We start from the raw sequence: 25,364 nt of genomic DNA, 5'->3' as shown, positions 1-25,364 counted from the left end.
CATATGGCGCCTGCGATGAGTAACGAATTGCAGCATCGCACGGTGCTGCTCGAAGAAGCGGTGAATGCGCTCGTCACGCGCGCGGACGGTATCTATATAGATGGCACGTTCGGGCGCGGCGGGCATAGCCGCGCGGTGCTGGCAAAGCTGGGCGAATCGGGGCGTCTGATCGGCTTCGACAAGGACCCGCTCGCCATTGCCACCGCGCAGCAGATCGCCGATCCGCGCTTCGAGATCGTGCATGAAAGTTTCGCATCACTGCGCGACGCGATGAGCGAGCGCGGGGTAGGGCGTGTGTCGGGGGTGTTGCTGGATCTGGGCGTGTCGTCGCCGCAGTTCGACGACCCGGAGCGGGGTTTCAGTTTCCGCGCCGACGGCCCGCTCGACATGCGGATGGACCCGACGCGCGGCGAGTCCGCCGCGGATTGGCTGGCTCGGGCCACGGTGCAGGAAATGACGGAGGTGATACGGGATTATGGGGAAGAACGGTTTGCTTTTCAGATTGCAAAGGCGCTTGCTGCTCGCCGGGCAGAGTCCGACCGTCTTGGGCCTCTCGTCAGCACGGGCGAGCTTGCCCAAATCGTGGCTAACGTCGTCAAAACCCGTGAGAAGGGTAAGGACCCGGCAACCCGCACCTTTCAAGCTATACGGATTCACATCAATCAAGAGCTTGCGGAGCTGCAAGTCGTACTAGAAGCAGCATTGTCGTTGCTGGAGCAAGGGGGGCGGCTGGTCGTGATCAGCTTTCATTCGCTCGAAGACCGGATCGTCAAGCGGTTCATGCAGGCGCACTCGAATGCGCCTGCTGTCGATCGCCGTCTTCCGATCCGCGCCGTCGACCTGCCGAGCCCGCCGCTCAAACTGATTGGCCGCGTATTCGCGAGCGACGCCGAAGTCGCCGCGAACCCCCGCGCCCGTTCCGCCGTGATGCGCGTCGCGGAGCGGATCGCGCCATGAACCGCCTCAATATCTTCCTGCTGATCGTCGTGATGGGTTGTGCGCTTTCCGTCGTCAACGCGACCAATCAGCAGCGTCAGTTCTTTATCCAGTTGCAGCGCGCCCAATCGCAGGAGCGCCAGCTGCAGCAGGACTATTCGCAGCTTCAATATCAGCAGAGCGCGTTGTCGAAGACCTCGCGGATCGAGCAGATCGCGACTGATTCTCTCAAGATGCAGGGCGCGACCACGGGACGCACGCAATATCTGACGCTCGACGCCGGCTCCGCCAAGGCCGAAGACGCGCCGATCCCGGTCTCGGCGCCGACTCCGGCGTCGGTCGCGAAAGCTCGTGGAGCCACGCGATGAAGAAATCGTCGAACAAGAACAAGAGCGTCGCGTTCTCGGCGAATCCGATTCTCTCGGTGCGCCTGCCGATGTGGCGCTCGAAGCTCGTCGTGTTCCTGCTCTTCATGGCGTTCGTCGCGTTGACGGCGCGCGCGTTCTGGATTCAGGGCCCGGGTAACGGCTTCTATCAGAAGCAGGGCGAAAGCCGCTATCAGCGCCGCCTGGAGTTGCCGGCCACGCGTGGCAAGATTCTCGACCGTAACGGCCTCGTGCTCGCGACGAGCCTGCCCGTGCGCGCAATCTGGGCGATTCCCGAGTCGGTGCCCGACGACCTCGGTGCGGACAAGCTCGCCGATCTCGCCAAGCTGCTCGACATGACGCAGCCGGAGCTGCGCAAGAAGCTGTCGGAAGACAAGACGTTCGTCTATGTGAAGCGCCAGGTGCCCGTCGAGGTGGCCGCGAAAGTGGAGGCGCTGGGCATCCCCGGCATCTACCAGCGCAACGAGTACAAGCGCTTTTATCCGGAAGGCGAAATCACGGCTCACCTGATCGGCTTCACGAATGTCGAGGACGAAGGTCAGGAAGGCGTCGAACTCGGCGACCAGAAGATGCTCGCGGGCGTGGCGGGCAGCCGTCGCGTGATCAAGGACCGTCTCGGCCATATCGTCGAAGACGTGGACGAGCAGGTCGTGCCGCACAACGGCGCCGACGTCGACCTGTCGATCGACAGCAAGATCCAGTACATCGCGTACACGAACCTGAAAGCGGCCGTGCAGAAGTTCAAGGCCAAAGCGGGCGCCGCGATGGTGATCGACGTGCAAACGGGCGAAGTGCTCGCGCTCGTCAATTATCCGACCTATAACCCGAACGACCGCTCGCATCTGACGGGCGAGCAGCTGCGCAACCGCATCCTGACCGACACGTTCGAGCCGGGCTCGATCATGAAGCCGTTCACGGTGTCGCTCGCGCTCGATCTGCACCGCGTTACGCCGACTACACTGGTTGATACGGGTGGCGGCCGTTTCGTGCTGGACGGCGCACCCATCACCGACGACTCCGGCTTCGGCGTGCTGACGGTCGGCGGCGTGATCCAGAAGTCGAGCAACATCGGCGCGACCAAGATCGCGATGCAGCTCAGGCCCGAAGAGATGTGGAACATGTATACGGGCATTGGTCTCGGTCAGGCGCCGAAGGTCGGTTTCCCGGGCGCGGCGGCGGGCCGTCTGCGCCCCTGGAAGAGCTGGCGCCGTATCGAGCAGGCGACGATGTCGTACGGCTACGGTCTGTCCGTGTCGCTGTTCCAGCTGGGCCGCGCCTACACGGCCATCGCGAACGACGGCCGGATCCTGCCCGTGTCGATTTTCCGCACACCGAAAGACCAGCCGGCCACTGGCACGCAAGTCTTCGCGCCGACCACCGCGCGCGAAGTCCGCGCGATGCTCGAAACCGTTGTGTCGCCTGGCGGTACGTCGCCGGATGCGGCCGTGCCCGGCTATCGCGTAGGCGGCAAGTCGGGTACGGCGTACAAGCACGTCGGCCGTGGCTATGACCACAGCAAGTACCGCGCGTCGTTCGTCGGCATGGCGCCGATGCCGAATCCGCGCATCGTGGTGGCCGTGTCTGTCGACGAACCGACGGCGGGCAGCCACTTCGGCGGCCAGGTGTCGGGTCCGGTGTTCTCGTCGATCGTCGGCGACACGCTGCGCTCGCTGAACGTGCCGCCCGATCAGCCCGTCAAGCAGATGGTCGTGTCGGACGAAATGAATCCCGCGAAGCCTGCCGCCGCGTCGCAACCTGCCGCGAACGGCGCAAACAACGGTGCAAAGAAACTTTCGACGCACGCCGCGCCGAAGAAGCTGCAGATTTCAGACAGTACGAAGAACCGCCCCGGAGTTGTTAGATGAGTGCGCTGCGTTCTTCTCATCCAGCGCAACAGCAGATTGCTGACGCGCTAACCTGGCTGCGCGCACGCGTGCAGCCAGGCGCACATTTGCACGCCGATACCCGCAAGATCGCGGCAGGCGACGTGTTTCTCGCGTATGCCGTCGACGGCGCGGACAACCGTCCGTTCATCGCGAACGCGATCGAGCGCGGCGCGGCTGCCGTACTCGTGCAGTCGGACGGTTTTGCGGGCGATATCGACGCCGCGACGATGTTCGCCGTGCCGAGCCTGAACGAACTGGCAGGCACAATCGCGAGCGCGTGGTACGGCGATCCGAGCGACGCAATGCGCGTGATCGGCGTGACGGGCACGAACGGCAAGACGTCCTGCACGAACTGGATTTCGGCCGCGCTGACGGCGCTCGGCCAGCCGTGCGCGATCATCGGCACGCTGGGCAGCGGCATGCCGGGCCACCTCGTGTACACAGGCTTCACGACGCCCGACGCACCGCAACTGCAACGCAACCTCGCGCATTTGCGCGCCGCGGGTGCGAAGGCCGTCGCGATGGAAGTGTCGTCGCACGCGCTGCATCAGGGGCGCGTGAACGGCACCGCGTTCAGTGTCGCCGTGTTCACGAATCTCACGCAGGATCACCTCGACTATCACGGCACATTCGAAGCCTACGAAGCCGCGAAAGCGCGCCTGTTCGCGTGGCCCGAACTGAAGGCCGCCGTCATCAACGCCGATGACGAAGCGGGCCGCCGCCTGATCGCAAGCACGAAAGGTCACGCGAAAACCATCGCATACGCGCTTCAATCGCACGCCGACGTGCAGGCCGACGCGTCGATCGTCGCGTCCAATGTGCGCGCGACGGCGACGGGCACGGCGTTCCACATCGCGTCGGACTGGGGCAATACCGACATCGAGGTCAACACGCTCGGCACGTTCAACGTGAGCAATCTGCTCGGCGTGCTCGGCGCGCTGCTCGCATCCGACGTGCCGTTCGACGCCGCGGTCGCGCAACTCGCGAAGCTCGAATCGGTGAACGGCCGGATGGAGCGCCTCGGCGGCCGCCTGCAGAACGACGAGCCACTCGTCGTGATCGACTTTGCGCACACGCCGGATGCGCTCGAAAAGACACTGACAGCATTGCGCCCGATCGCCGATGCGCGCGGCGGCAAGCTGATCTGCATGTTCGGCTGCGGCGGCGACCGCGACGCGACCAAGCGTCCGTTGATGGGTGAAATCGCGGAGCGCTGCGCCGATGGCGTCGTTGTGACGAGCGACAACCCGCGCAGCGAAGATCCGCAAAGAATCATCGACCAGATCGCGGCCGGCATGAAGGACGCGTCGAAGGCGCGCCGCATTGAAGACCGCGCGAGCGCGATCCTGCAAGCCGTGCGTTGCGCGGCGCGCGAGGACGTCATCGTGCTGGCGGGCAAGGGTCACGAATCGACGCAGGAAATCATGGGCAAGAAGCGCGCGTTCTCGGATCAGGATCACGCGCGGCTCGCGCTGGCTGCACGCACCACGCACGCACGCGGAGGTAGCGAATCATGATGTTCACGCTGCGTGAAGCCGCCGCACTGATTCCTGGCGCAACAGTAACGGGCGACGAATCGGTCGCGTGCGAGCGTGTTTCGACGGACAGCCGTTCGTGCGGTCCCGGCGATCTGTTCGTCGCGCTGAAGGGCGACCGTTTCGACGCGCACGATTTTCTGGCCGACGTCGCCGCGCGCAACGTGAGCGCGGTGCTCGTCACCCGCACGCCGGACAACTTCAACGTGCCCGCATTGCGCGTGACGGGCGATACGCGCACGGCGTTGGGCGCATTGGCCAACGGCTGGCGTCGCCGCTTTGCGATGCCGCTAGTCGCGGTAACGGGCAGCAACGGCAAGACGACGGTCAAGGAAATGATCTCGTCGATCTTCGCGGCGGCTGTCGGTGAGCAATCGCGTCTTGCGACGGCCGGCAATTTCAACAACGACGTCGGCTTGCCGCTGACGCTGTTCCGTCTGAACGAAACGCACCAGCTCGCCGTCGTCGAACTCGGCATGAACCATCCGGGCGAAACGGCGCTGCTCGGCACGATCGCCGAGCCGACTGTCGCGGTCGTCAACAACGCGCAGCGCGAGCATCAGGAATTCATGGCGACGGTCGAGGCCGTCGCGCTCGAGCACGCGAGCGTGATTCACGCGCTTAAAGCCGAAGGCGTCGCCGTGTTCCCGGCCAACGATGCCTATGCCGGCATCTGGCGCGTCGCGGCAACGGGCAATCGTATCGTCGATTTCGCGCTGAACACGGACGAACGCACGACGGAAGCTGCGGTCCAAGGCACACTCGACGGCAATCAGTTGAGCATCGATACGCCCGAAGGCCACGTCGATGTCACGCTGCAAGTGCTCGGCGCGCACAACGCGCACAACGCTCTGGCAGCGACGGCGGCAGCGCTCGCCTCAGGTGTTTCGCTCGAAGCGATCAAGCGCGGTCTCGAAGCATTTGGCGCAGTGAAGGGCCGCTTGCAGGTGAAGCGCGCGGTGCTCGGCTCGATGGCTGGCGCGACCGTGATCGACGACACCTACAACGCGAATCCCGATTCGATGCTCGCCGCCATCGACGTGCTCGCTGAGCGTCCGTCGCCGCGCGTGCTGGTGATGGGCGACATGGGTGAAGTCGGCGACAACGGTCCGGAGTTTCATCGCGAAGTCGGCGCGTACGCGAAGGCGCGCGGCATCGATGCGCTGTATGCGCTGGGCGATGCATCCCGTGATGCCTGCGCCGCGTACGGCAGCGAAGCACACCATTGCGACGACGTGAACACGCTCGTCGCGCAATTGCAGCAGGCCGGTTACGGCGCGGCTGCGACGTATCTCGTGAAAGGCTCGCGCTTCATGAAAATGGAGCGCGTGGTGGACGCCGTTACGAGTCCACAACCCGCTGCACCGGGCTCGACGCCCGGCGCACACTGAAAGAGAAGGACAGAAGTATGTTACTGGCGCTGGCGCAATGGCTGCAGAACGACGTAGGCTTTTTGCGCGTGTTCAGTTATCTGACGTTTCGTGCTGTCGCGGCGACGATCACCGCGCTGTTGATCGGGCTCGTCTGCGGCCCGTGGGTGATCCGCAAGCTCGCGCAGATGAAGGTCGGCCAGGCCGTGCGCAAGGACGGCCCGCAGACGCACCTCGTGAAATCGGGCACGCCGACGATGGGCGGCGTGCTGATTCTGATCGGCATCGCCGTGTCCACGCTGTTGTGGGCCGACCTGACCAACCGCTTCATCTGGATCGTGATGCTCGTCACGTTCGGTTTTGGCGTGATCGGCTGGGTCGACGACTATCGCAAGGTCGTCTACAAGGACCCGCGCGGCATGTCGTCGCGCGAAAAGTATTTCTGGCAGTCGGTGATTGGTCTCTTCGCAGCCGTGTATCTCGCGTTCAGCGTGTCGGAAGCGAGCAACGTGCGCGTGTTCGACCTGTTCATGGCGTGGGTGCGCAGCGGCCTTTCGATGGGCCTGCCCGCGCGTGCCGACCTGTTGCTGCCGTTCCTCAAGTCGATGACCTATCCGCTCGGCGTGTGGGGCTTCATCGCGCTGACGTATTTCGTGATCGTCGGTTCGAGCAACGCAGTGAATCTCACCGACGGTCTCGACGGCCTCGTCATCATGCCCGTCGTGCTGGTCGGCTCGTCACTCGGCGTGTTCGCGTACGTGATGGGCAGTGCCGTCTATTCGAAATACCTGCTGTTTCCGCACATCGCGGGCGCGGGCGAAATGCTGATCTTCTGCTCGGCGATGGGCGGGGCAGGGCTCGCGTTCCTGTGGTTCAACACGCACCCGGCGCAAGTGTTCATGGGCGACGTCGGCGCGCTCGCGCTGGGCGGCGCGCTCGGCACGATCGCCGTGATCGTGCGTCAGGAAATCGTGCTGTTCATCATGGGCGGGATTTTCGTCGCCGAGACGGTGTCGGTGATGTTGCAAGTCACGTGGTTCAAGTTCACGAAGGCGCGTTTCGGTGAAGGCCGCCGCATCTTCAAGATGGCGCCGCTGCATCACCACTTCGAATTGTCGGGCTGGAAGGAAACGCAAGTGGTGGTGCGTTTCTGGATCATCACGCTGATGTTGTGCCTGTTCGGTTTGTCCACGCTCAAGTTGCGTTAAGCCGCATTCGAGTCGTACTTAAAGTCGCAAGCAAGTCGCAAAGCAAGGGGAAGCAGTCGATGTTTGGCGAGAAGTTTCGGGATCGGCAAAAGCCGATGGTGCTCGTGCTGGGGCTCGGTGAATCGGGCCTCGCGATGGCGCGCTGGTGCGCGCGGCATGGTTGCCGCCTGCGCATTGCCGACACGCGCGAAGTGCCGCCGAATCTGTCCGCGCTCGAAGCGCATGGCATCGACGGGGATTTTGTCGGCGGGCCGTTTTCCGAGGTGCTGCTGGAAGGCGTCGAGCTGGTCGCGATCAGCCCGGGCCTGTCGCCGCTCGCCGCCGATCTCGTGCCGCTGATCGCCGCCGCGCGCGAACGCGATATCCCCGTGTGGGGCGAACTCGAATTCTTCGCGCAAGCGTTGCGCACGCTTGGCGAAAGCGGTTACGCGCCGAAGGTGATCGCGATCACGGGTACGAATGGCAAGACCACGACGACAAGTCTGACGGGCCTGTTGTGCGAGCGCGCGGGCAAGAAGGTCGCGGTCGCGGGCAACATCAGCCCGGCCGCGCTCGACAAGCTGACGGAAGCGATCGACAACACCGCGCTGCCCGACGTATGGGTGCTCGAGCTGTCGAGCTTCCAGCTGGAAACTGCGCACACGTTCGAGCCGGACGCTGCCGTGATCCTGAACATCACGCAGGATCATCTGGACTGGCACGGTGGTCTCGATGCGTACGCAGCGGCGAAGGGCAAGATTTTCGGCAAGAACACGGTGCGTGTGCTCAACCGCGACGACGCTCGCGTCATGGCGCTCGCGCCGTCGCAGCCAGGCGGCGCGCAGGTGGTGACGTTCGGCACAGGCGAACCGGCGCGCGACGGCGACCTCGGCTTGATGCGCGAGAGCGGCATGATCTGGCTCGTTGATGCGCACGATCGCGACGCGACCGACGAACCCGCGCCCACGCGCCGTCGCAAGAGTGAATCCACGACGCCGCCGAACATCGGGCTGAAGCGTCTGATGCCCGCCGACGCGCTGCGTATCCGCGGCTTGCACAACGCGACCAACGCGCTGGCCGCGTTCGCGCTCGCGCGCGCCATCGGTCTGCCAGGCGCGCCGCTGTTGCACGGCTTGCGCGAGTATCGCGGCGAGCCGCATCGAGTCGAACTGATTGCGTCGATCGACGGTGTCGATTACGTCGACGACAGCAAGGGCACCAACGTCGGCGCGACGGTTGCCGCGCTCGACGGCCTCGCACAGCGCGTCGTGTTGATCGCGGGCGGCGACGGCAAGGGCCAGGAATTCGATCCGCTCGCCGAGCCGGTGATGCGCTGGTGCCGCGCGGTGATGCTGATCGGCCGCGACGCGCCGCAGATTCGCGCGGCGCTCGCGCATACGGGCATCGCGATGACCGATCACGCCACACTCGAAGAAGCGACGCGCGCAGCCAGCGCCGTCGCGCAACCGGGCGACGCCGTCCTGCTGTCGCCCGCGTGCGCCAGCTTCGACATGTTCAAGGGTTACGCGCATCGCGCCGCAGTGTTCAAGAGCGCGGTCGAAGACATCGCTGCCGAACGGGGGACGATGATATGAGCTGGACGGAACGCTTCGGGTCGCAACTCGGCAAACAGCGTGGCTCCGCAGGTGGCGCGGCGGCAGCCGAGCGCACGTCGCGCACGGGCGGGCTGTCGAGCGCCGTCAACGGTGTGCGTCCGCTGCGCTCGCGGATGCTCGACTACGACCACTCGCTGCTGTGGGTGGTCGTCGCGCTGCTCGGTCTCGGCATCGTGATGGTGTACTCGGCGTCGATTACGATGCCGGACTCGCCGAAGTACGCGGCGTATCACGACTATGCATTCCTCGTGCGCCAGATCCTCTTTGTCGTGATGGGATCGGTGGCGGGCGTGATCGCGTTCCGCATCCCCATTTCGACGTGGGACAAATACGCGCCCAAGCTCTTTCTGATCGCGCTCGTCACGCTCGTGATCGTGCTGATCCCGCACGTCGGCAAGGGCGTGAACGGCGCGCGCCGCTGGATTCCCCTCGGCATCACGAACATGCAGCCGTCGGAAATCATGAAGCTCGCCGTGACGATCTACGCGGCGAACTACACGGTGCGCAAGCAGGAATACATGCACAGCTTCGCCAAGGGCTTTCTGCCGATGGGCTTCGCCGTCGGCGTGGTCGGCATGCTGCTGCTGCTCGAGCCGGACATGGGCGCGTTCATGGTGATCGCGGCAATCGCGATGGGCCTGTTGTTCCTCGGCGGCGTGAACGGGAAGATTTTCGGCGGACTAGTGGCGACGGCTGTCGGTACATTCACGTTGCTCGTGTGGGCGTCGCCGTGGCGTCGCGAGCGGATCTTCGCGTACCTCGATCCGTGGGATGACCGTTATGCGCAGGGCAAGGCGTATCAATTGACGCACTCGCTGATCGCGTTTGGCCGTGGCGAATGGTTTGGCGTGGGACTCGGCGGCAGTGTCGAGAAGCTCAACTATCTGCCCGAAGCGCACACCGACTTCATTCTCGCCGTGATCGGCGAAGAACTCGGCTTCGTCGGCGTGCTCGTCGTGATCCTGATGTTTTACTGGATCGTGCGCCGTTCGTTCGAGATTGGCCGTCAGGCGCTCGCACTCGACCGCACGTTTGCAGGTCTGGTCGCGAAGGGCGTCGGCATCTGGTTCGGCGCGCAGACCTTCATCAACATGGGCGTGAACCTCGGCCTGCTGCCGACCAAGGGTCTCACGCTGCCGCTCGTCAGCTACGGCGGCTCGGGCATTTTGCTGAACTGCGTGGCGGTTGCGGTGCTGATGCGGGTCGACTACGAGAACCGGGTCCTCATGCGCGGGGGCAAGGTATGACGATGCAACAACGCACGCTGATGGTGATGGCGGGAGGCACCGGGGGACACGTGTTCCCGGGCCTCGCCGTCGCGCACCTGATGCAGGCGTGGGGCTGGCGCGTCGTGTGGCTCGGCAATCCCGCCGGCATGGAAGCGACGCTCGTCCCGAAACACGGCATTCCGATGGAGTACGTGCAGTTCGGCGGCCTGCGCGGCAAGGGCATGAAGACCAAGCTGATGCTGCCCGTGAATCTGCTGCGCGCGTGCATGCAGAGTCTGTCGGTGCTGCGTCGCGTGAAGCCCGATGTCGTGCTCGGCATGGGCGGCTACATCACGTTCCCGGCGGGTGTGATGACGGCATTGAGCGGCACGCCGCTCGTGCTGCATGAACAGAATTCAATCGCCGGTCTCGCGAACAAGGTGCTCGCGAAGCTCGCCAAGCGCGTGCTCGTCGCTTTTCCGGATGCGTTGCCGCATGCGGAATGGACGGGTAATCCAATTCGTGAGGAACTTGCGCGCACGCCAGCACCCAAAGCACGCTACGCGGCGCGTAGTGGACCGCTTAACGTGCTGGTGGTGGGCGGCAGCCTGGGCGCGGCGGCATTGAATGAAGTGGTGCCTCGCGCGCTGGCGCAACTCGCACCGCAAGAGCGTCCGCGCATCGTGCATCAGGCGGGCGCAAAGCATATCGACGCATTGCGCGCGAACTACGAAGCAGCAGGCATCGCGACGGGTGACGACGTACAACTCGTGCCGTTCATCGACGACATGACGAGCGCCTATGCGAACGCCGATCTCGTGATCTGCCGTTCGGGCGCGATGACAGTCGCCGAGATCGCGGCGGTGGGCGTGGCGGCATTCTTCGTGCCGTTCCCGTACGCCGTCGACGATCACCAGACAACTAACGCAGCGTTTCTCGCCGATCACGGCGCGGCGCTGCTCGTGCAACAACGCGACCTGTCGGTGGATAACCTCGCCGACTGGTTGCGCAGCCAGACGCGGGCGTCGCTCGCTGAGATGGCGGAGCGTTCGCGCTCGCTCGCGAAACCCGATGCCACCGAACAGGTCGCGCAGATCTGCGCAACGGTGGCAGGCGTGACACCGAGCCTGAGCCCGGAAGGAAAGCAGCAATGAAACATATCGTCAAACACATTCACTTCGTCGGGATCGGCGGCGCGGGCATGAGCGGCATCGCCGAAGTGCTCGTCAATCTCGGCTATCAGGTGAGCGGTTCGGATCTGTCGCGCAATGCGGTGACGGAGCGCCTCGCCGCGCTCGGCGCGCGTATCGCGATCGGTCACGACGCAGAGAACATCGAAGGCGCGAATGCCGTTGTCGTTTCGACGGCTGTGCGCAGCGACAACCCGGAAGTGCTGGCCGCGCGCCATCGCCGTATTCCCATCGTGCCGCGCGCGGTGATGCTCGCGGAACTGATGCGCCTGAAGCAGGGCATCGCGATTGCCGGCACGCACGGCAAGACGACCACGACGTCGCTGGTGGCGAGCGTGCTCGCGGCGGGCGGTCTCGATCCGACGTTCGTGATCGGCGGGCGGCTGATCAGCGCGGGCGCGAATGCGCGCCTCGGTACGGGCGATTTCATCGTCGCCGAAGCGGATGAATCGGATGCGTCGTTCCTGAACCTGTTCCCGGTGATCGAAGTCATCACGAACATCGACGCCGATCACATGGACACCTACGGCCACGACTTCGCGCGGCTCAAGCAGGCGTTCATTGAATTTACGCACCGTCTGCCGTTCTACGGTATTGCGGTGCTGTGCGTCGACGATCCGAACGTGAAGGAGATCCTGCCGTTCGTGTCGAAGCCGATCATCCGTTACGGCTTCGCGCCCGACGCGCAGGTGCGCGCGGTCAATGTCGAAGCGCACGAAGGCAAGATGCATTTCACGGCGATGCGCGAAGACGCGGCGCCTATCGACATCGTTTTGAACCTGCCTGGTCTCCACAACGTGCAGAACGCGTTGGCCGCAATTGCAATTGCGACTGAACTTGAGGTGAAAGATGCCGATATCCAGCGAGCGCTCGCGGATTTCAACGGCGTCGGCCGGCGTTTCCAGCGCTACGGCGAAGTGAGCGTGACGGGCGGCGGCGCCTACACGCTCGTCGACGATTACGGCCACCACCCCGTGGAAATGGCCGCGACGATTGCGGCGGCGCGTGGCGCATTCCCCGACAAGCGCCTCGTGCTCGCATTCCAGCCGCACCGCTTCACGCGCACGCGCGACTGCTTCGAAGATTTCGTGAAGGTGCTGTCGACGGTCGATGCGCTCGTGCTGACGGAAGTCTACGCAGCGGGCGAAGCGCCTATCGTCGCGGCGGACGGCCGTGCGCTCACGCGTTCGATCCGTGTGGTGGGCAAGGTCGAGCCGGTGTTTGTCGAATCAGTGGATGAAGTGCCGGACGCGCTCGCTGCAATTGTGCGTGACGGCGATGTGGTGATCACGATGGGCGCAGGTTCGATCGGCAGCGTGCCGGGTCGGCTTGCAGGAAACGAAGGTGCGAAATGAGCAGTATCGATCCTAAATCTTTTGGCAAGGTTGCGGTCCTTCTCGGCGGTGTGTCCGCCGAGCGCGAAGTGTCGCTGAACTCGGGCCGTCTCGTGCTGCAAGGGCTGCGCGATGCGGGTGTCGACGCGCATCCGTTCGATCCGTCCGAGCGTCCGCTTGCGGCGTTGAAGGACGAAGGCTTCGTGCGCGCGTTCAACGCGCTGCATGGCGGCTACGGCGAGAACGGTCAGATTCAGGGCGCGCTCGATTTCTACGGCATCCGGTATACGGGCAGCGGCGTGCTCGGCTCGGCGCTCGGTCTCGACAAGTTCCGCACGAAGCTCGTGTGGCAGCAACTCGGCGTGCCGACGCCGCCGTTCGAAGCGGTGCTGCGCGGCGACGACTACGCCGCGCGCGCGAACGACATCGTCGCGAAGCTCGGTTTGCCGCTGTTCGTGAAGCCGGCGAGCGAAGGTTCGAGCGTCGCCGTCATCAAGGTGAAGACGGCCGATGCGCTCGTGCCCGCGCTCGAAGAAGCGGTGAAGTTCGACAAGATCGTCGTCGTCGAAAAGAGCATCGAAGGCGGCGGTGAGTACACGGCGTGCATCGCGGGCGATCTCGATCTGCCCGTCATCCGCATCGTGCCCGCCGGCGAGTTCTACGACTATCACGCGAAGTACATCGCCAACGACACGCAGTACCTGATTCCATGCGGCATTGCCGCCGACGAAGAAGCGCGCCTGAAGAAGATCGCGCGCCAGGCGTTCGACGTGCTCGGCTGCACCGATTGGGGCCGCGCCGACTTCATGCTGGACGGCGAAGGCAATCCGTATTTCCTGGAAGTGAACACGGCGCCCGGCATGACGGACCACTCGTTGCCGCCGAAGGCCGCGCGTGCTGTCGGCATCAGCTACCAGGAACTGGTGGTGAAGGTGCTTGCATTGACGCTGAAGGACTAAGAGGATCGCGCCCGGATCATGTGGAACAACGTACGCCAGCTCAATCTCGCCGCCAACGCGTTGCACGCGTTGTTGCTGCTCGTGCTGCTGGCGGCGGGCGCGTACTGGCTGATCCAGCGCCCGAACTTCACGCTGCGCGAGATCCGTATCGATGGCGATACCGAGCACATCAACTCGCCGACGGTGCGCGCGGGTGTGGTCGGCCGGTTGAAGGGCAACTTCTTCACTGTCGATCTCGACACGGCGCGCCAGGCGTTCGAGCAGATGCCGTGGGTGCGTCACGCGAGCGTGCGCCGCGTTTGGCCGAATGCGCTCGCGGTGACGCTCGAAGAGTACAAGCCGCTCGGCACATGGGGAGCCGATCAGCTGGTGAGCACCGACGGAGAGGTGTTCACGGCGAACCAGGGCGAGCTCGAAGAAGAGCTGCCCGCGTTCGATGGCCCGGATGGGTCCGCGAAAGAAGTCGTCGCGCGTTATCAGGACTTCAAGAAGTGGTTCGCGCCCGTAGGGGCGACGCCGGATGAAGTGACACTGACACCACGCTTTGCGTGGACGGTGAAGCTGTCGAACGGCATGCAGGTCGAAATTGGACGCGAGCGCAATCAGGACACGCTCTACGACCGCTGCAAGCGGCTCACCGCGGCATGGGGCGCGGTGACGCAACGTTGGGGGAAGGACATCGAATATGCGGACTTGCGTTATCCGAACGGTTTCGCCATTCGTGCGGCAGGCATGCGCTTCATTACGGAACCCGACAAGGGCAAGAAGTAACAGGACATCACACGCAATGAGCACGCTATGAGTAAAGACTATAAAGATCTGCTGGTAGCCCTCGACATCGGCACGGCGAAAGTGGTCGCCATCGTCGCCGAGCTGAAGGGCGAAGGTCATTACGAGGTGATCGGACTCGGCCAGAGCGAATCGAAAGGGCTCAAGAAAGGCGTCGTGGTGAACATCGAGGCCACGGTGCAGTCTATTCAGCGCGCGCTCGAAGAAGCCGAACTGATGGCCGACTGCAAGATCACGAACGTGTTCACCGGGATCGCTGGCAGCCATATCCGCAGCTTCAATTCGAGCGGGATGGTCGCGATCAAGGAAAAGGAAGTGACGCAGACGGACGTCGCGCGTGTGATCGAGACGGCCAAGGCGATCAACATTCCGACCGATCAGCAGGTGCTGCACATCCTGACGCAGGAATTCATCATCGACGGCCAGGAAGATGTGCGCGAGCCGATCGGCATGAGCGGCATCCGCCTCGAAGTGAAGGTCCACATCGTGACGGGCGCGGTGAGCGCGGCGCAGAACATCGTCAAGTGCGTGCGCCGCTGCGGCCTCGAAGTGAACGATCTGATCCTGCAGCCGCTCGCGTCGTCGCTCGCGGTGCTGACGGAAGACGAGAAGGAACTGGGCGTGGTGCTGGTCGATATCGGCGGCGGCACGACTGACATTGCCATCTTCAGCGAAGGCGCGATCCGTCACACGGCCGTGATCCCCATTGCCGGCGACCAGATCACGAGCGATATCGCGATGGCGCTGCGCACGCCGACGCCGGATGCCGAAGACATCAAGGTCAGCTACGGCATCGCGAAGCAGGCACTTGCCGATCCCGACGAGATGATCGAGGTGCCGGGTCTGGGCGAGCGTGGTCCTCGCACGCTGTCGCGCCAGGCGCTCGCGGCCGTGGTCGAGCCGCGCGTCGAAGAACTGTTTTCGCTCGTGCAGCAGGTGGTGCGCGAGTCGGGTTACGAAGAGCTGCTGAGCTCGGGCGTCGTGCTGACGGGCGGCGCGTCGATGATGCCGGGCATGGTCGAGCTGGGTGAGGACATTTTCCTGAAGCCGGTGCGCATCGGCGTGCCGGAGTATGCAGGCGGTCTCGCGGACGTGGTGCGCAATCCGCGCTATTCGACGGCAATGGGTTTGCTAGTCGAAGGACGCTCGCAACGCATGCGTGGCCGCAAGGTCGCGGTGCAGTCGGGATCGATGGGTCAGGTGTTCACGAGGATGAAGGACTGGTTCCTCGGCAATTTCTAAAAGAATTCGAAGCAAAAGGGAAATTCGCGCCGGTGCCGGCGGCCGGCGCGCGACAGGAGGTTGCCCGATCTCTTGCCGAATAACGGCCGAGGAAGTGGTTCTTTTTTTCTTGACGGAGGCAACATGGAATTCCAGATGCTGGAAACGGAAACCAACGGCACCATCATCAAGGTGGTGGGCGTCGGTGGTGCGGGCGGCAATGCAGTCACGCACATGATCAATCGCGGCGTGCAAGGCGTCGACTTCATCGTGATGAACACGGACGCACAGGCGCTGTCGCGCTCGCGCGCGCCGAATGTCATCCAGTTGGGCAACACGGGTCTTGGCGCAGGCGCGAAGCCGGAAATGGGCCGCTCGGCAGCAGAAGAAGCACGTGAGCGCATCGCGGACGCACTGCGTGGCGCGCACATGGTGTTCATCACGGCAGGCATGGGCGGCGGCACGGGCACGGGCGCAGCACCCGTGGTCGCGCAGATCGCCAAGGAAATGGGCATCCTGACGGTTGGTGTCGTCAGCAAGCCTTTCGAGTTCGAAGGCGGCAAGCGCATGCGCGTCGCCGAAGCCGGTTCGCAGCAACTGGAGGATCACGTCGACTCGCTGATCGTCGTCCTGAACGACAAGCTGTTCGAGGTGATGGGCGATGACGCCGAGATGGACAAGTGCTTCCAGTGCGCTGACGACGTGCTCAACAACGCAGTTGCCGGTATCGCGGAAATCATCAACGTCGACGGTCTGGTGAACGTCGACTTCGAAGACGTGAAGACGGTGATGGGCGAGCAGGGCAAGGCGATGATGGGCACGGCGACGGTGGCTGGCGTCGATCGCGCGCGTCTCGCGGCGGAACAGGCCGTTGCGAGCCCGCTGCTGGAAGGCGTCGATCTGTCGGGCGCGCGTGGCGTGCTGGTGAACATCACGTCGAGCCGTTCGCTGCGTCTGTCGGAAACGCGCGAAGTGATGAACACGATTAAGAGCTATGCTGCCGATGACGCGACCGTGATTTTCGGCGCGGTGTACGACGACGCAATGGGCGATGCGCTGCGCGTGACGGTAGTGGCAACGGGTCTGGGCCGCGCTGCGAAGAAGCAGCAATCGGCACCGATGACGCTGCTGCGCACGGGTACGGACAACCAGCCGGTGGGCGCAATGCAACATGCGTACACGCCGCATCACGCAGCGACGGCGGACTACGGTTCGCTGGATACGCCGGCAGTGTGGCGCACCTCGCGTGATACGGCTGCTTCGCACGTGCAGGCGCTGCAGGAAAAGGGCGTCGACACGTACGACATCCCGGCCTTCCTGCGCAAGCAGGCGGACTGAGGTTCACGCAGGAGCGGGCTTTCTGCGGCGTAATCTTGATTGATGGTTGATTACGCGCAGCAGAACTGCACGAGCGTGGCGGGTGGAACGGCAAAAAGGCCGCGTTGGATTGCACGCGCGGCATGGACAAGTGCCCTCTTCGTGGTTGTGAAGCGGATCGGGTCACTGTCGCCGGATGAATACTCCACTGCGGCACGAGACCGTGCGAGCGTGCTCCGCATCGATGCGAAGGAACGAGCATGATTAAGGTAGGTGAAAAGCTTCCCCAGGCGACCGTTTACGAATTGATCGAAGACGAACGCGAGGGCTGCACGATCGGGCCGAACAGCTTCGACGTGCGCGAGCAGACGGCGGGCAAGCGCGTGGTGATCTTCGGATTGCCGGGCGCGTTCACGCCCACCTGTTCGGCGAAGCACGTGCCGGGCTATGTCGAGCAGGCAGAGAAATTGCGTACTGCTGGTATCGACGAAATCTGGTGCGTATCCGTCAACGACGCGTTCGTGATGGGCGCGTGGGCACGCGATCAGCACACCTCGGGCAAGGTGCGCATGATGGCGGACGGAAGCGCGGCTTTCACCCGAGCCCTCGGTCTGGAGCAGGATTTGTCGGCGCGCGGCATGGGAATCCGTTCCCAGCGCTACGCGATGGTGGTCGACGACGGCGTGGTCAAGACGCTGCACGTCGAGGCACCCGGCAAGTTCGAAGTGAGCGATGCGGCCAGTATTCTCGCGACGCTGAGCCAGCCATGACACGGCCTTGAAGCTTCGTCGCAGCCGCGCAGAGTGGTTTGTTGCGCTGCGGCAACGCTTTTCGTGACGCTGTTGTGACAGGCCGTAACGCGGGCCGATGACCGGAAACGCCTCCGTTCCGGGCATCGGCCCGTCACGCTTCCCGATTAGGTAACGTAGAGAAACAGATTGAAACGCCAGCGCAACGACGCTCCGGAAACGATTGGAGTATAATTCGTGCTATGAATTAAAAAATCCTGATTGGGATTTTCAATCGAATAGAAGACCATCATGTTGAAGCAGCGCACTATCAAACAAATCGTCAAGACGGTTGGCATCGGCCTGCATTCGGGGCGGAAGGTCGACCTGACGCTCCGCCCGGCGGCGCCGGATACGGGTATTGTGTTTTGCCGCGTGGATTTGCCCACGCCGGTGGACATTCCCGCGTCCGCAATGGCGATTGGCGATACGCGGCTCGCATCGGTGTTGCAGAAAGACGGCGCGCGCGTGTCGACGGTCGAGCACTTGATGTCCGCGTGTGCGGGCCTCGGGATCGACAACCTCTACGTCGACGTCACCGCTGAAGAAATTCCCATCATGGACGGCAGCGCAGCGTCCTTCGTGTTCCTGATCCAGTCGGCGGGCATCGAAGAGCAGAACGCAGCGAAGAAGTTCATCAAGGTCACCAAGCCCGTCGAAATCCGCGACGGCGACAAGTTTGCGCGACTCGACCCGTACTTTGGCTTCAAGCTGAAGTTCACGATCGACTTCCGCCATCCCGCTGTCGACAAGACGGGCCAGGCGCTCGAGGTGGATTTCGCGAACACGTCGTATGTGCGTGAAATCGCTCGTGCGCGTACGTTCGGCTTCGCGCATGAAGTCGAAATGATGCGCGAGCTGGGTCTGGCGCGCGGCGGCAGCATGGACAACGCGATCGTGCTCGACGAGTACCGCATCCTGAACAACGACGGTCTGCGGTACGACGACGAATTCGTGAAGCACAAGATGCTGGACGCGATTGGCGATCTGTACGTGGTCGGCCACCCGTTGCTCGCGGCATATGACGCGTACAAGTCGGGCCACGGCCTGAACAACGCACTGCTGCGCGAACTGCTGGCGCATGAAGATTCGTACGAAATCGTCACGTTCGACGATACGCAGAAGGCGCCGCGCGGTTTCGCGTACGATACGCAGACGGCTTTTGCCTAAGGCCAGTCTGTCGCCTCGGTGACAACCGGGGCTGAAATGAAAAAGCGACCTGAACGGTCGCTTTTTTCATTTCAGCACGTGATGCGCACACTCATTTCCGGTGACGAGCCGCCATGCGCGCCAGCGCTTCTCGCAACGGCGACGGTTCCAGCGTTTCGCTCAGTTCGTGCAGCGCGTCCGCGCCCGCGCGCGACATGCGCGCCTGCTTGACGCGCGGTGGCTCTTTCACAGATTGCGGACGCACGCGAATCTTCAGCGCATTGACGGCCCAGCCGCGCTGCTGCAATTCCGACAGCAGACGCGGTTCCAGATGCCGCAGCCGCGCGGCGAGCGCATTGTGGGCGGCAAACAGCGCCAGCACGCCGTCCTTGATGAAGCCGGGCTCGACGGTAGTCGCCAGATAGTCGGGCAGCAACTCGGCGAGATCGCGCTCCAGCGCGGCAACCTGCTCGACGCCCGCGCGCAGCGCGGCGAATGCATCGGTGCGGTTTAGGACCTCGACCACCGCCTGCGGCCTGCGTACGCCGAACGACTTCGAGCCCAGCTTCGGGCCGGGCTTGAGCGACTGCCTTGAAAACGGTGAGAAACGGCTCATCTGGGATTCTGGTGACGGCCCGCGCCCCGCGCGTGCCCGATGCCGGGATTGTACCGTGCGGAACTGGCGCGCAACCCCCGCCTCCCGACATGCGGGACGCCGACATCGGCAGCGCTTTCGCCCTGGCCGGATGGCCAGGCTTCTTGCCGCTGACACAGGCGTACGCGGGGGCGCGTGCTAAAATCCGTGATTCGAATTTACTCTTGGACCTAAGCCGCCGAGGCCCCTCCGACAACGAGTTGCAACAAGGTGAAAGGGTGTTAAAACCGGCCTTGCAACCCCCCGCCGAAGCCGCGACGCAACCACGATCCGATGACCACCGGTTTTCTACAAAAGATTTTTGGCAGCCGCAACCAGCGGCTCGTCAAGCAATATCAAAAGACCGTCACGGCGATCAATGCGCTCGAACCGCAGATCGAGCAATTGACGGATGATCAACTGCGCGCGAAAACCACGGAATTCCGGCAACGCGTGAGCAGCGGCGAGTCGCTCGACAAGCTTCTGCCCGAGGCGTTCGCGGTCTGTCGCGAGGCGAGCAAGCGCGTGCTGAAGATGCGGCACTTCGACGTGCAGCTGATCGGCGGCATGGTCCTGCACTACGGCAAGATCGCGGAAATGCGCACGGGCGAGGGCAAGACGCTGGTCGCCACGCTACCCGTGTACCTGAACGCGCTCTCGGGCCGCGGCGTGCACGTCGTCACGGTGAACGACTACCTCGCCCAACGCGACGCTGAGTGGATGGCGCGCCTGTACAACTTCCTCGGTCTGTCGGTGGGTATCAACCTGTCGCAGATGGACCACGGCATGAAGCAGGAAGCGTACGCCGCGGACATCACGTACGGCACGAACAACGAGTTCGGCTTCGACTACCTGCGCGACAACATGGTCTACGAGACCGATGCGCGCGTGCAGCGGGCACTGAATTTCGCGGTCGTCGACGAAGTGGACTCGATCCTGATCGACGAAGCGCGGACGCCGCTCATCATCTCGGGCCAGGCCGAAGATCACACCGAACTCTACGTGCGCATGAACGCGCTGCCGCCGCTGCTCGACCGCCAGATCGGCGAGGAGAAGGCCGACGGCACGGGCGTCGAAAAGCCGGGCGACTACACGCTGGACGAAAAGGCGCGCCAGGTGTTCCTGACGGAATCGGGCCACGAAAAGGCCGAGCGTCTGCTCGCCGAGTGGGGCCTGATCGGCGAGGGCGAAAGCCTCTACGCGCCGCAGAACATCACGCTGATGCACCACGTGTACGCCGCGCTGCGTGCGCACACGCTGTTTTACAAAGACCAGCACTACGTCGTGCAGAACAACGAAGTGGTGATCGTCGACGAATTCACGGGCCGTCTGATGGCGGGCCGGCGCTGGTCGGATGGTCTGCATCAGGCCGTCGAAGCGAAGGAACACGTGAAGATCCAGAGCGAGAACCAGACGCTCGCATCGATCACGTTCCAGAACTATTTCCGCATGTACGCGAAGCTGTCCGGCATGACGGGTACGGCCGACACGGAAGCGTACGAATTCAACGAGATCTACGGGCTTGAGACGGTCGTGATTCCGACCAATCGCCCGCCGAAGCGGATCGACAAGCAGGACCAGATCTACAAGACGGCGATGGAACGCTACAACGCCGTCATTCGCGACATCCGCGACTGCTACGAGCGTGGCCAGCCGGTGCTGGTCGGCACGACGTCGATCGAAAATTCCGAAGTGCTGTCGCAACTGCTGAACAAGGCCGGTTTGCCGCACGAAGTGCTGAACGCGAAGCAGCACGCGCGTGAAGCGGCAATCGTCGCGGAAGCGGGCCGTCCGAAGCGCGTCACGATCGCCACCAACATGGCCGGTCGCGGTACCGACATTGTGCTGGGCGGCAATGCCGAAAAGCAGGCCGCGTTCATCGAAGCCGATCTGACGATCCCCGAAGACGAAAAGGCGGGCCGCATCCAGAAGCTGCACGACGAATGGCAAGCGCTGCACGATCAGGTGAAGGCTGCGGGCGGTCTACACATCATCGGCACCGAGCGCCATGAATCGCGCCGTATCGACAACCAGTTGCGCGGCCGCGCGGGCCGTCAGGGCGATCCGGGCTCGTCGCGTTTCTATCTGTCGCTGGAAGATCCGCTGCTGCGCATTTTCGCGGGCGACCGCGTGCGCGCCATCATGGACCGCCTGAAGATGCCGGAAGGCGAGGCGATCGAAGCGGGCATCGTCACGCGTTCGATCGAATCGGCGCAGCGCAAGGTCGAAGCGCGCAACTTCGATATCCGTAAGCAACTGCTCGAATACGACGACGTGTCGAACGATCAGCGCAAGGTGATCTACCAGCAGCGCAACGAACTGCTCGAAGCGCACGACATCACCGAAACGATCGGCGCGATGCGTCACGGCGTGGTTAGCGACATCGTCCATCAGTTCGTGCCGGCGGGCAGCATCGAAGAGCAGTGGGATGTGCCTGAACTCGAAGAAGTGCTGCGCAACGACTGGCAGCTCGACCTCGCCATTCAGGAGATGATCAACGAATCACAGTCGATCAACGCCGACGAGATTCTCGAAGCCGTGACTGCGGCAGCGGACGAAGCTTACGAGTCGAAGGTCGAGCAGGTAGGCCGCGAGTCGTTCAGCGCGTTCGAGCGCTCGGTCATGCTGCAGACACTGGACCGCAGCTGGCGCGAACACCTCGCCGCGCTCGATCACCTGCGCCAGGGTATTCATCTGCGCGGCTATGCGCAGAAGAACCCGAAGCAGGAGTACAAGCGCGAAGCGTTCGAACTGTTTGCAGCGATGCTCGACTCGGTGAAGCTGGAAGTCACGCGCATCGTCATGAATGTGCAGATCCAGTCGCCGGAACAGCTGGAACTGGCCGCCGAGCAGATGGAAGAGCAAGGCAGCCATCTGGTGGACAACGTCGAGTTTCGCCATGCCGATTACGCAGAAGGCGGCGCGGCTGTCGCGGCGGCGCCCGTCGCGGCGAATGCGGCAGCAGCGATGATCGGCGATGCGATGGCTCACGGCCAGAGCGCCGCGGCGCCGCTGTCTGGCGACAACGTGCCGAAGGTCGGCCGGAACGATCCCTGCCCGTGCGGCAGCGGCAAGAAGTACAAGCAGTGCCACGGCAAGATTGCGTGACACACGAAGGCGGCGCGCGTTAAGCGCGCCGCGTCGTTTGAAGCGTGCATTGCTGGTGATTTCGCGGTGGCGCAGGTCCATCTGGCGCCATCACTTTTGATCCCTAATGCCGGCGTCCGCCGGCATTTCAGTCTCGACAGGTCGCAAACATGGCTGTCAATTTCCCCTTGATCGATCCCGCTCAACTCTATCCCGTCGCCGGCGTCACGCTAGGCTGGGCCGAGGCGAATATCCGCAAGCCGAACCGCAAGGACGTGCTCGTCATTTCCGTCGACGAAGGCGCGACGGTCGCGGGCGTGTTCACGTTGAACCGCTTTTGCGCAGCGCCCGTGACGGTGTGCCGCGAGCATCTGGAGCATGTACGCGCGGGCGGCAAGGGCATTCGCGCACTGGTCGTGAACACGGGCAATGCGAACGCTGGCACGGGCGAGCCGGGCATGGCGCACGCGCGCGAAACGTGCGACGAACTCGCGCGCCTCGCGGGTATCGCGCCCGAGCAGGTGCTGCCGTTCTCGACGGGCGTGATTCTCGAGCCGCTGCCTATTGATCGACTGAAAGCCGGTTTGCCGGCCGCGCTGGCGAACCGTCAGGCTGCCCACTGGTACGACGCCGCGCAGGCCATCATGACCACCGACACGCTGCCGAAAGCCGTGTCGCGCCAGGTCAAGGTCGACGGCCACACGGTGACCATGACGGGCATCAGCAAGGGCGCGGGCATGATCAAGCCGAACATGGCGACGATGCTCGGCTTTCTCGCATTCGATGCCAATGTCGCGCAACCGGTGCTCGACGAACTGGTCAAGCATGTCGCAGACCGCTCGTTCAACTGCGTCACGATCGACGGCGATACGTCGACCAACGACTCGTTCATCCTGATCGCATCGGGCAAGTCGACCCTGCCTGCCATCACGTCGACGGATTCGCCCGCCTATGTCGCCCTGCGCGATGCCGTGACGGAAACGGCGCAGACGCTCTCGCAACTGATCGTGCGCGACGGCGAAGGCGCGACGAAGTTCATGACGGTGCAGGTCGAAGGCGGATCGACTGTCGCCGAGTGCCGCCAGATCGCTTACGCGATCGGCCATTCGCCGCTCGTGAAGACGGCGTTCTACGCATCGGATCCGAACCTCGGCCGCATTCTGGCCGCCATCGGCTATGCAGGCGTGACGGACCTCGATGTGGGCAAGATCGACCTGTATCTGGATGATGTGCTCGTCGCGAAAGCGGGCGGGCGCAACCCCGAGTACAAGGAAGAAGACGGGCAGCGCGTGATGAAGAAGGCCGAAATCCTGATTCGCGTCGTGCTTGGTCGCGGCGATGCGCAAGCGACGATCTGGACGTGCGATCTGTCGCATGATTACGTAAGCATCAACGCCGACTACCGTTCCTGATTCACGCCGATCACGACATGGATAAACTCGAACAATTCCTGAGCCGCGCCGAAGCCGTGCTGGTGCGGCTCGAAGCGATGCTTCCGCCGGCTTCGCCGCAAATCGACTGGTCCGCGGCTGTTGCGTTCCGCTGGCGCAAGCGCCAGGGGCGCGGCTACTTGCAGCCGGTTCCCGCAATCTCGCTGATTTCGCTCGACGATCTGCAGAACATTGATCGCCAGAAAAACCTGATCGAGCAGAACACGAAGCAGTTCGTCAGCAAGCAGCCCGCCAACAACGTGCTGCTTACGGGCGCGCGTGGCACGGGCAAGTCGTCGCTGATCAAGGCGTGCCTGAACGCGTATTCGAAGGACGGTCTGCGTCTGATCGAAGTCGACAAGGACGATCTGCACGATCTGGGCGATATCGTCGATCTGATCTCGGCGCGTCCCGAACGCTTCATCGTATTCTGCGACGACCTGTCGTTCGAAGAGGGTGAGTCGGGCTACAAGGCGCTGAAGGTGGCACTCGATGGATCGGTGGCCGCGCAGTCGGACAATGTGCTGATCTACGCGACGTCGAATCGCCGCCATCTGCTGCCCGAGTACATGAGCGACAACGAGACGTACAAGCACACGTCCGACGGCGAAATTCATCCAGGCGAAGTGGTCGAAGAAAAGATCTCGCTGTCCGAGCGCTTTGGCCTGTGGGTCAGTTTCTACCCGTTCAAGCAGGACGACTATCTGTCGATCGTCGCGCACTGGCTGCATCACTTCGGCTGCAACGACGCCGATGTCGAAGCGGCGCGCGGTGACGCGCTGATCTGGGCGCTGGAGCGCGGCTCGCGCTCGGGGCGCGTCGCGTGGCAGTTCGCGCGCGACTGGTCCGGCAAGCGGGCACAGGCATGAGCGACGCAGCGCAAAGCCACGCTAGCGAGTTGAACGAAGCTGGCCGTCCCGTCACGGAAGTGGCCGTCGGCGTGCTCGTTCAGCCCGATGGCCGCTATCTGCTCGCGCAACGGCCCGCCGGTAAACCGTACGAAGGCTATTGGGAGTTTCCGGGCGGCAAGCTGGAGCCGGGTGAAACGGTGGAAGCGGCGCTCGCGCGCGAACTGCACGAAGAACTCGGCATCGACGTGCAGGCGAGCCATCGCTGGCACGTGCTCGAGCACGACTACCCGCACGCCTACGTGCGTCTCTATTTCTGCAAGGTGACGGCGTGGCACGGCGAGCCGCACGGGCGCGAAGGTCAGGCGTTCGCGTGGCAGACGCTGCCAGCGCAGGTGTCGCCGCTGTTGCCCGCGACGATTCCCGTGCTGGAGTGGCTCGCGGCGGAGTGACCTGAAGGCGGCGTCGCCTGGTGCGGCTTCCGCCTCGCTACG

Annotated in this window: 21 protein-coding genes; 20 read left to right on the top strand and 1 reads right to left on the bottom strand. The window is 63.6% G+C overall.

The genetic code is table 11. The features are described from left to right. The first annotated feature begins 3 nt into the window (after positions 1-3). The 16 genes from rsmH (at position 4) to lpxC (ending at position 18,892) form a co-directional block, all read left to right on the top strand. The gene (rsmH, locus tag BLT65_RS20190) at positions 4-957 is read left to right on the top strand and encodes a 16S rRNA (cytosine(1402)-N(4))-methyltransferase RsmH (RefSeq protein WP_054929055.1); all 954 of its coding nucleotides are present in this window, start codon (positions 4-6) and stop codon (positions 955-957) included. After that, entirely contained in the window at positions 954-1,304 is a 351-nt protein-coding gene (gene ftsL, locus BLT65_RS20185) for a cell division protein FtsL (protein ID WP_042307854.1), read from the top strand. Before rsmH ends, ftsL begins: the two co-directional genes overlap by 4 nt. Then, positions 1,301-3,187, top strand: a complete 1,887-nt coding sequence (locus BLT65_RS20180) for a peptidoglycan D,D-transpeptidase FtsI family protein (RefSeq protein WP_091780212.1) — start codon at positions 1,301-1,303, stop codon at positions 3,185-3,187. The genes ftsL and BLT65_RS20180 overlap by 4 nt, the downstream gene beginning before the upstream one ends. Beyond that, entirely contained in the window at positions 3,184-4,725 is a 1,542-nt protein-coding gene (locus tag BLT65_RS20175; RefSeq protein WP_091780209.1) for a UDP-N-acetylmuramoyl-L-alanyl-D-glutamate--2,6-diaminopimelate ligase, read from the top strand. Before BLT65_RS20180 ends, BLT65_RS20175 begins: the two co-directional genes overlap by 4 nt. After that, on the top strand, positions 4,722-6,134 hold the full coding sequence (locus BLT65_RS20170) for a UDP-N-acetylmuramoyl-tripeptide--D-alanyl-D-alanine ligase (RefSeq protein WP_091780206.1): 1,413 nt from the start codon (positions 4,722-4,724) through the stop codon (positions 6,132-6,134). The genes BLT65_RS20175 and BLT65_RS20170 overlap by 4 nt, the downstream gene beginning before the upstream one ends. A gap of 17 nt (positions 6,135-6,151) precedes the next feature. Then, a complete protein-coding gene (mraY, locus tag BLT65_RS20165) occupies positions 6,152-7,321 on the top strand; it encodes a phospho-N-acetylmuramoyl-pentapeptide-transferase (protein WP_007747064.1) in 1,170 nt (389 codons plus the stop codon). Between the two features lie 59 nt (positions 7,322-7,380). After that, on the top strand, positions 7,381-8,895 hold the full coding sequence (murD, locus tag BLT65_RS20160) for a UDP-N-acetylmuramoyl-L-alanine--D-glutamate ligase (RefSeq protein ID WP_091780203.1): 1,515 nt from the start codon (positions 7,381-7,383) through the stop codon (positions 8,893-8,895). Further along, the gene (ftsW, locus tag BLT65_RS20155; RefSeq protein ID WP_042307865.1) at positions 8,892-10,163 is read left to right on the top strand and encodes a putative lipid II flippase FtsW; all 1,272 of its coding nucleotides are present in this window, start codon (positions 8,892-8,894) and stop codon (positions 10,161-10,163) included. The genes murD and ftsW overlap by 4 nt, the downstream gene beginning before the upstream one ends. After that, on the top strand, positions 10,160-11,278 hold the full coding sequence (murG, locus tag BLT65_RS20150; protein WP_091780200.1) for an undecaprenyldiphospho-muramoylpentapeptide beta-N-acetylglucosaminyltransferase: 1,119 nt from the start codon (positions 10,160-10,162) through the stop codon (positions 11,276-11,278). The genes ftsW and murG overlap by 4 nt, the downstream gene beginning before the upstream one ends. Further along, positions 11,275-12,669, top strand: coding sequence for a UDP-N-acetylmuramate--L-alanine ligase (gene murC / locus BLT65_RS20145; protein WP_042307868.1), 1,395 nt, complete (start codon positions 11,275-11,277; stop codon positions 12,667-12,669). Before murG ends, murC begins: the two co-directional genes overlap by 4 nt. Beyond that, entirely contained in the window at positions 12,666-13,607 is a 942-nt protein-coding gene (locus BLT65_RS20140; protein ID WP_091780198.1) for a D-alanine--D-alanine ligase, read from the top strand. Before murC ends, BLT65_RS20140 begins: the two co-directional genes overlap by 4 nt. An 18-nt stretch (positions 13,608-13,625) precedes the next feature. After that, complete coding sequence (locus BLT65_RS20135; protein ID WP_007747075.1) at positions 13,626-14,378, top strand: cell division protein FtsQ/DivIB; 753 nt, start codon at positions 13,626-13,628, stop codon at positions 14,376-14,378. Between the two features lie 27 nt (positions 14,379-14,405). Continuing rightward, complete coding sequence (ftsA, locus tag BLT65_RS20130) at positions 14,406-15,638, top strand: cell division protein FtsA (protein WP_028371745.1); 1,233 nt, start codon at positions 14,406-14,408, stop codon at positions 15,636-15,638. A 123-nt stretch (positions 15,639-15,761) separates the two neighbouring features. Beyond that, entirely contained in the window at positions 15,762-16,955 is a 1,194-nt protein-coding gene (ftsZ, locus tag BLT65_RS20125; protein WP_007747082.1) for a cell division protein FtsZ, read from the top strand. A gap of 239 nt (positions 16,956-17,194) precedes the next feature. Next, complete coding sequence (locus tag BLT65_RS20120) at positions 17,195-17,704, top strand: peroxiredoxin (protein WP_091780195.1); 510 nt, start codon at positions 17,195-17,197, stop codon at positions 17,702-17,704. A gap of 270 nt (positions 17,705-17,974) precedes the next feature. Beyond that, the gene (gene lpxC, locus BLT65_RS20115) at positions 17,975-18,892 is read left to right on the top strand and encodes a UDP-3-O-acyl-N-acetylglucosamine deacetylase (RefSeq protein ID WP_042307875.1); all 918 of its coding nucleotides are present in this window, start codon (positions 17,975-17,977) and stop codon (positions 18,890-18,892) included. Between the two features lie 91 nt (positions 18,893-18,983). Here lpxC and BLT65_RS20110 read toward each other — a convergent pair whose 3' ends face one another. Next, a complete protein-coding gene (locus tag BLT65_RS20110) occupies positions 18,984-19,487 on the bottom strand; it encodes a DciA family protein (protein WP_091780192.1) in 504 nt (167 codons plus the stop codon). Positions 19,488-19,799: 312 nt separating this feature from the next. Between BLT65_RS20110 and secA the strand changes: the two genes are divergently transcribed. The 4 genes from secA (at position 19,800) to BLT65_RS20090 (ending at position 25,322) form a co-directional block, all read left to right on the top strand. After that, positions 19,800-22,613 (top strand): preprotein translocase subunit SecA, encoded by a 2,814-nt coding sequence (secA, locus tag BLT65_RS20105; protein WP_091780189.1) that lies wholly within the window; start codon positions 19,800-19,802, stop codon positions 22,611-22,613. A 149-nt stretch (positions 22,614-22,762) separates the two neighbouring features. Further along, positions 22,763-24,004: a bifunctional glutamate N-acetyltransferase/amino-acid acetyltransferase ArgJ gene (gene argJ, locus BLT65_RS20100; protein WP_091780186.1), complete on the top strand. Its 1,242-nt coding sequence runs from the start codon at positions 22,763-22,765 to the stop codon at positions 24,002-24,004. A gap of 17 nt (positions 24,005-24,021) precedes the next feature. Further along, a complete protein-coding gene (locus BLT65_RS20095) occupies positions 24,022-24,891 on the top strand; it encodes an ATP-binding protein (RefSeq protein WP_091780183.1) in 870 nt (289 codons plus the stop codon). Continuing rightward, positions 24,888-25,322, top strand: coding sequence for an NUDIX domain-containing protein (locus BLT65_RS20090; protein ID WP_091780180.1), 435 nt, complete (start codon positions 24,888-24,890; stop codon positions 25,320-25,322). Before BLT65_RS20095 ends, BLT65_RS20090 begins: the two co-directional genes overlap by 4 nt. The last annotated feature ends 42 nt before the right edge of the window (positions 25,323-25,364 follow it).

It is taken from the genome of Paraburkholderia steynii (genome assembly GCF_900100565.1).
GTDB classification, from domain to species: Bacteria; Pseudomonadota; Gammaproteobacteria; order Burkholderiales; family Burkholderiaceae; genus Paraburkholderia; species Paraburkholderia terrae.
Note: the sequence above shows the minus strand (reverse complement) of the source record. Positions and strands in the feature narration are given on the sequence as shown.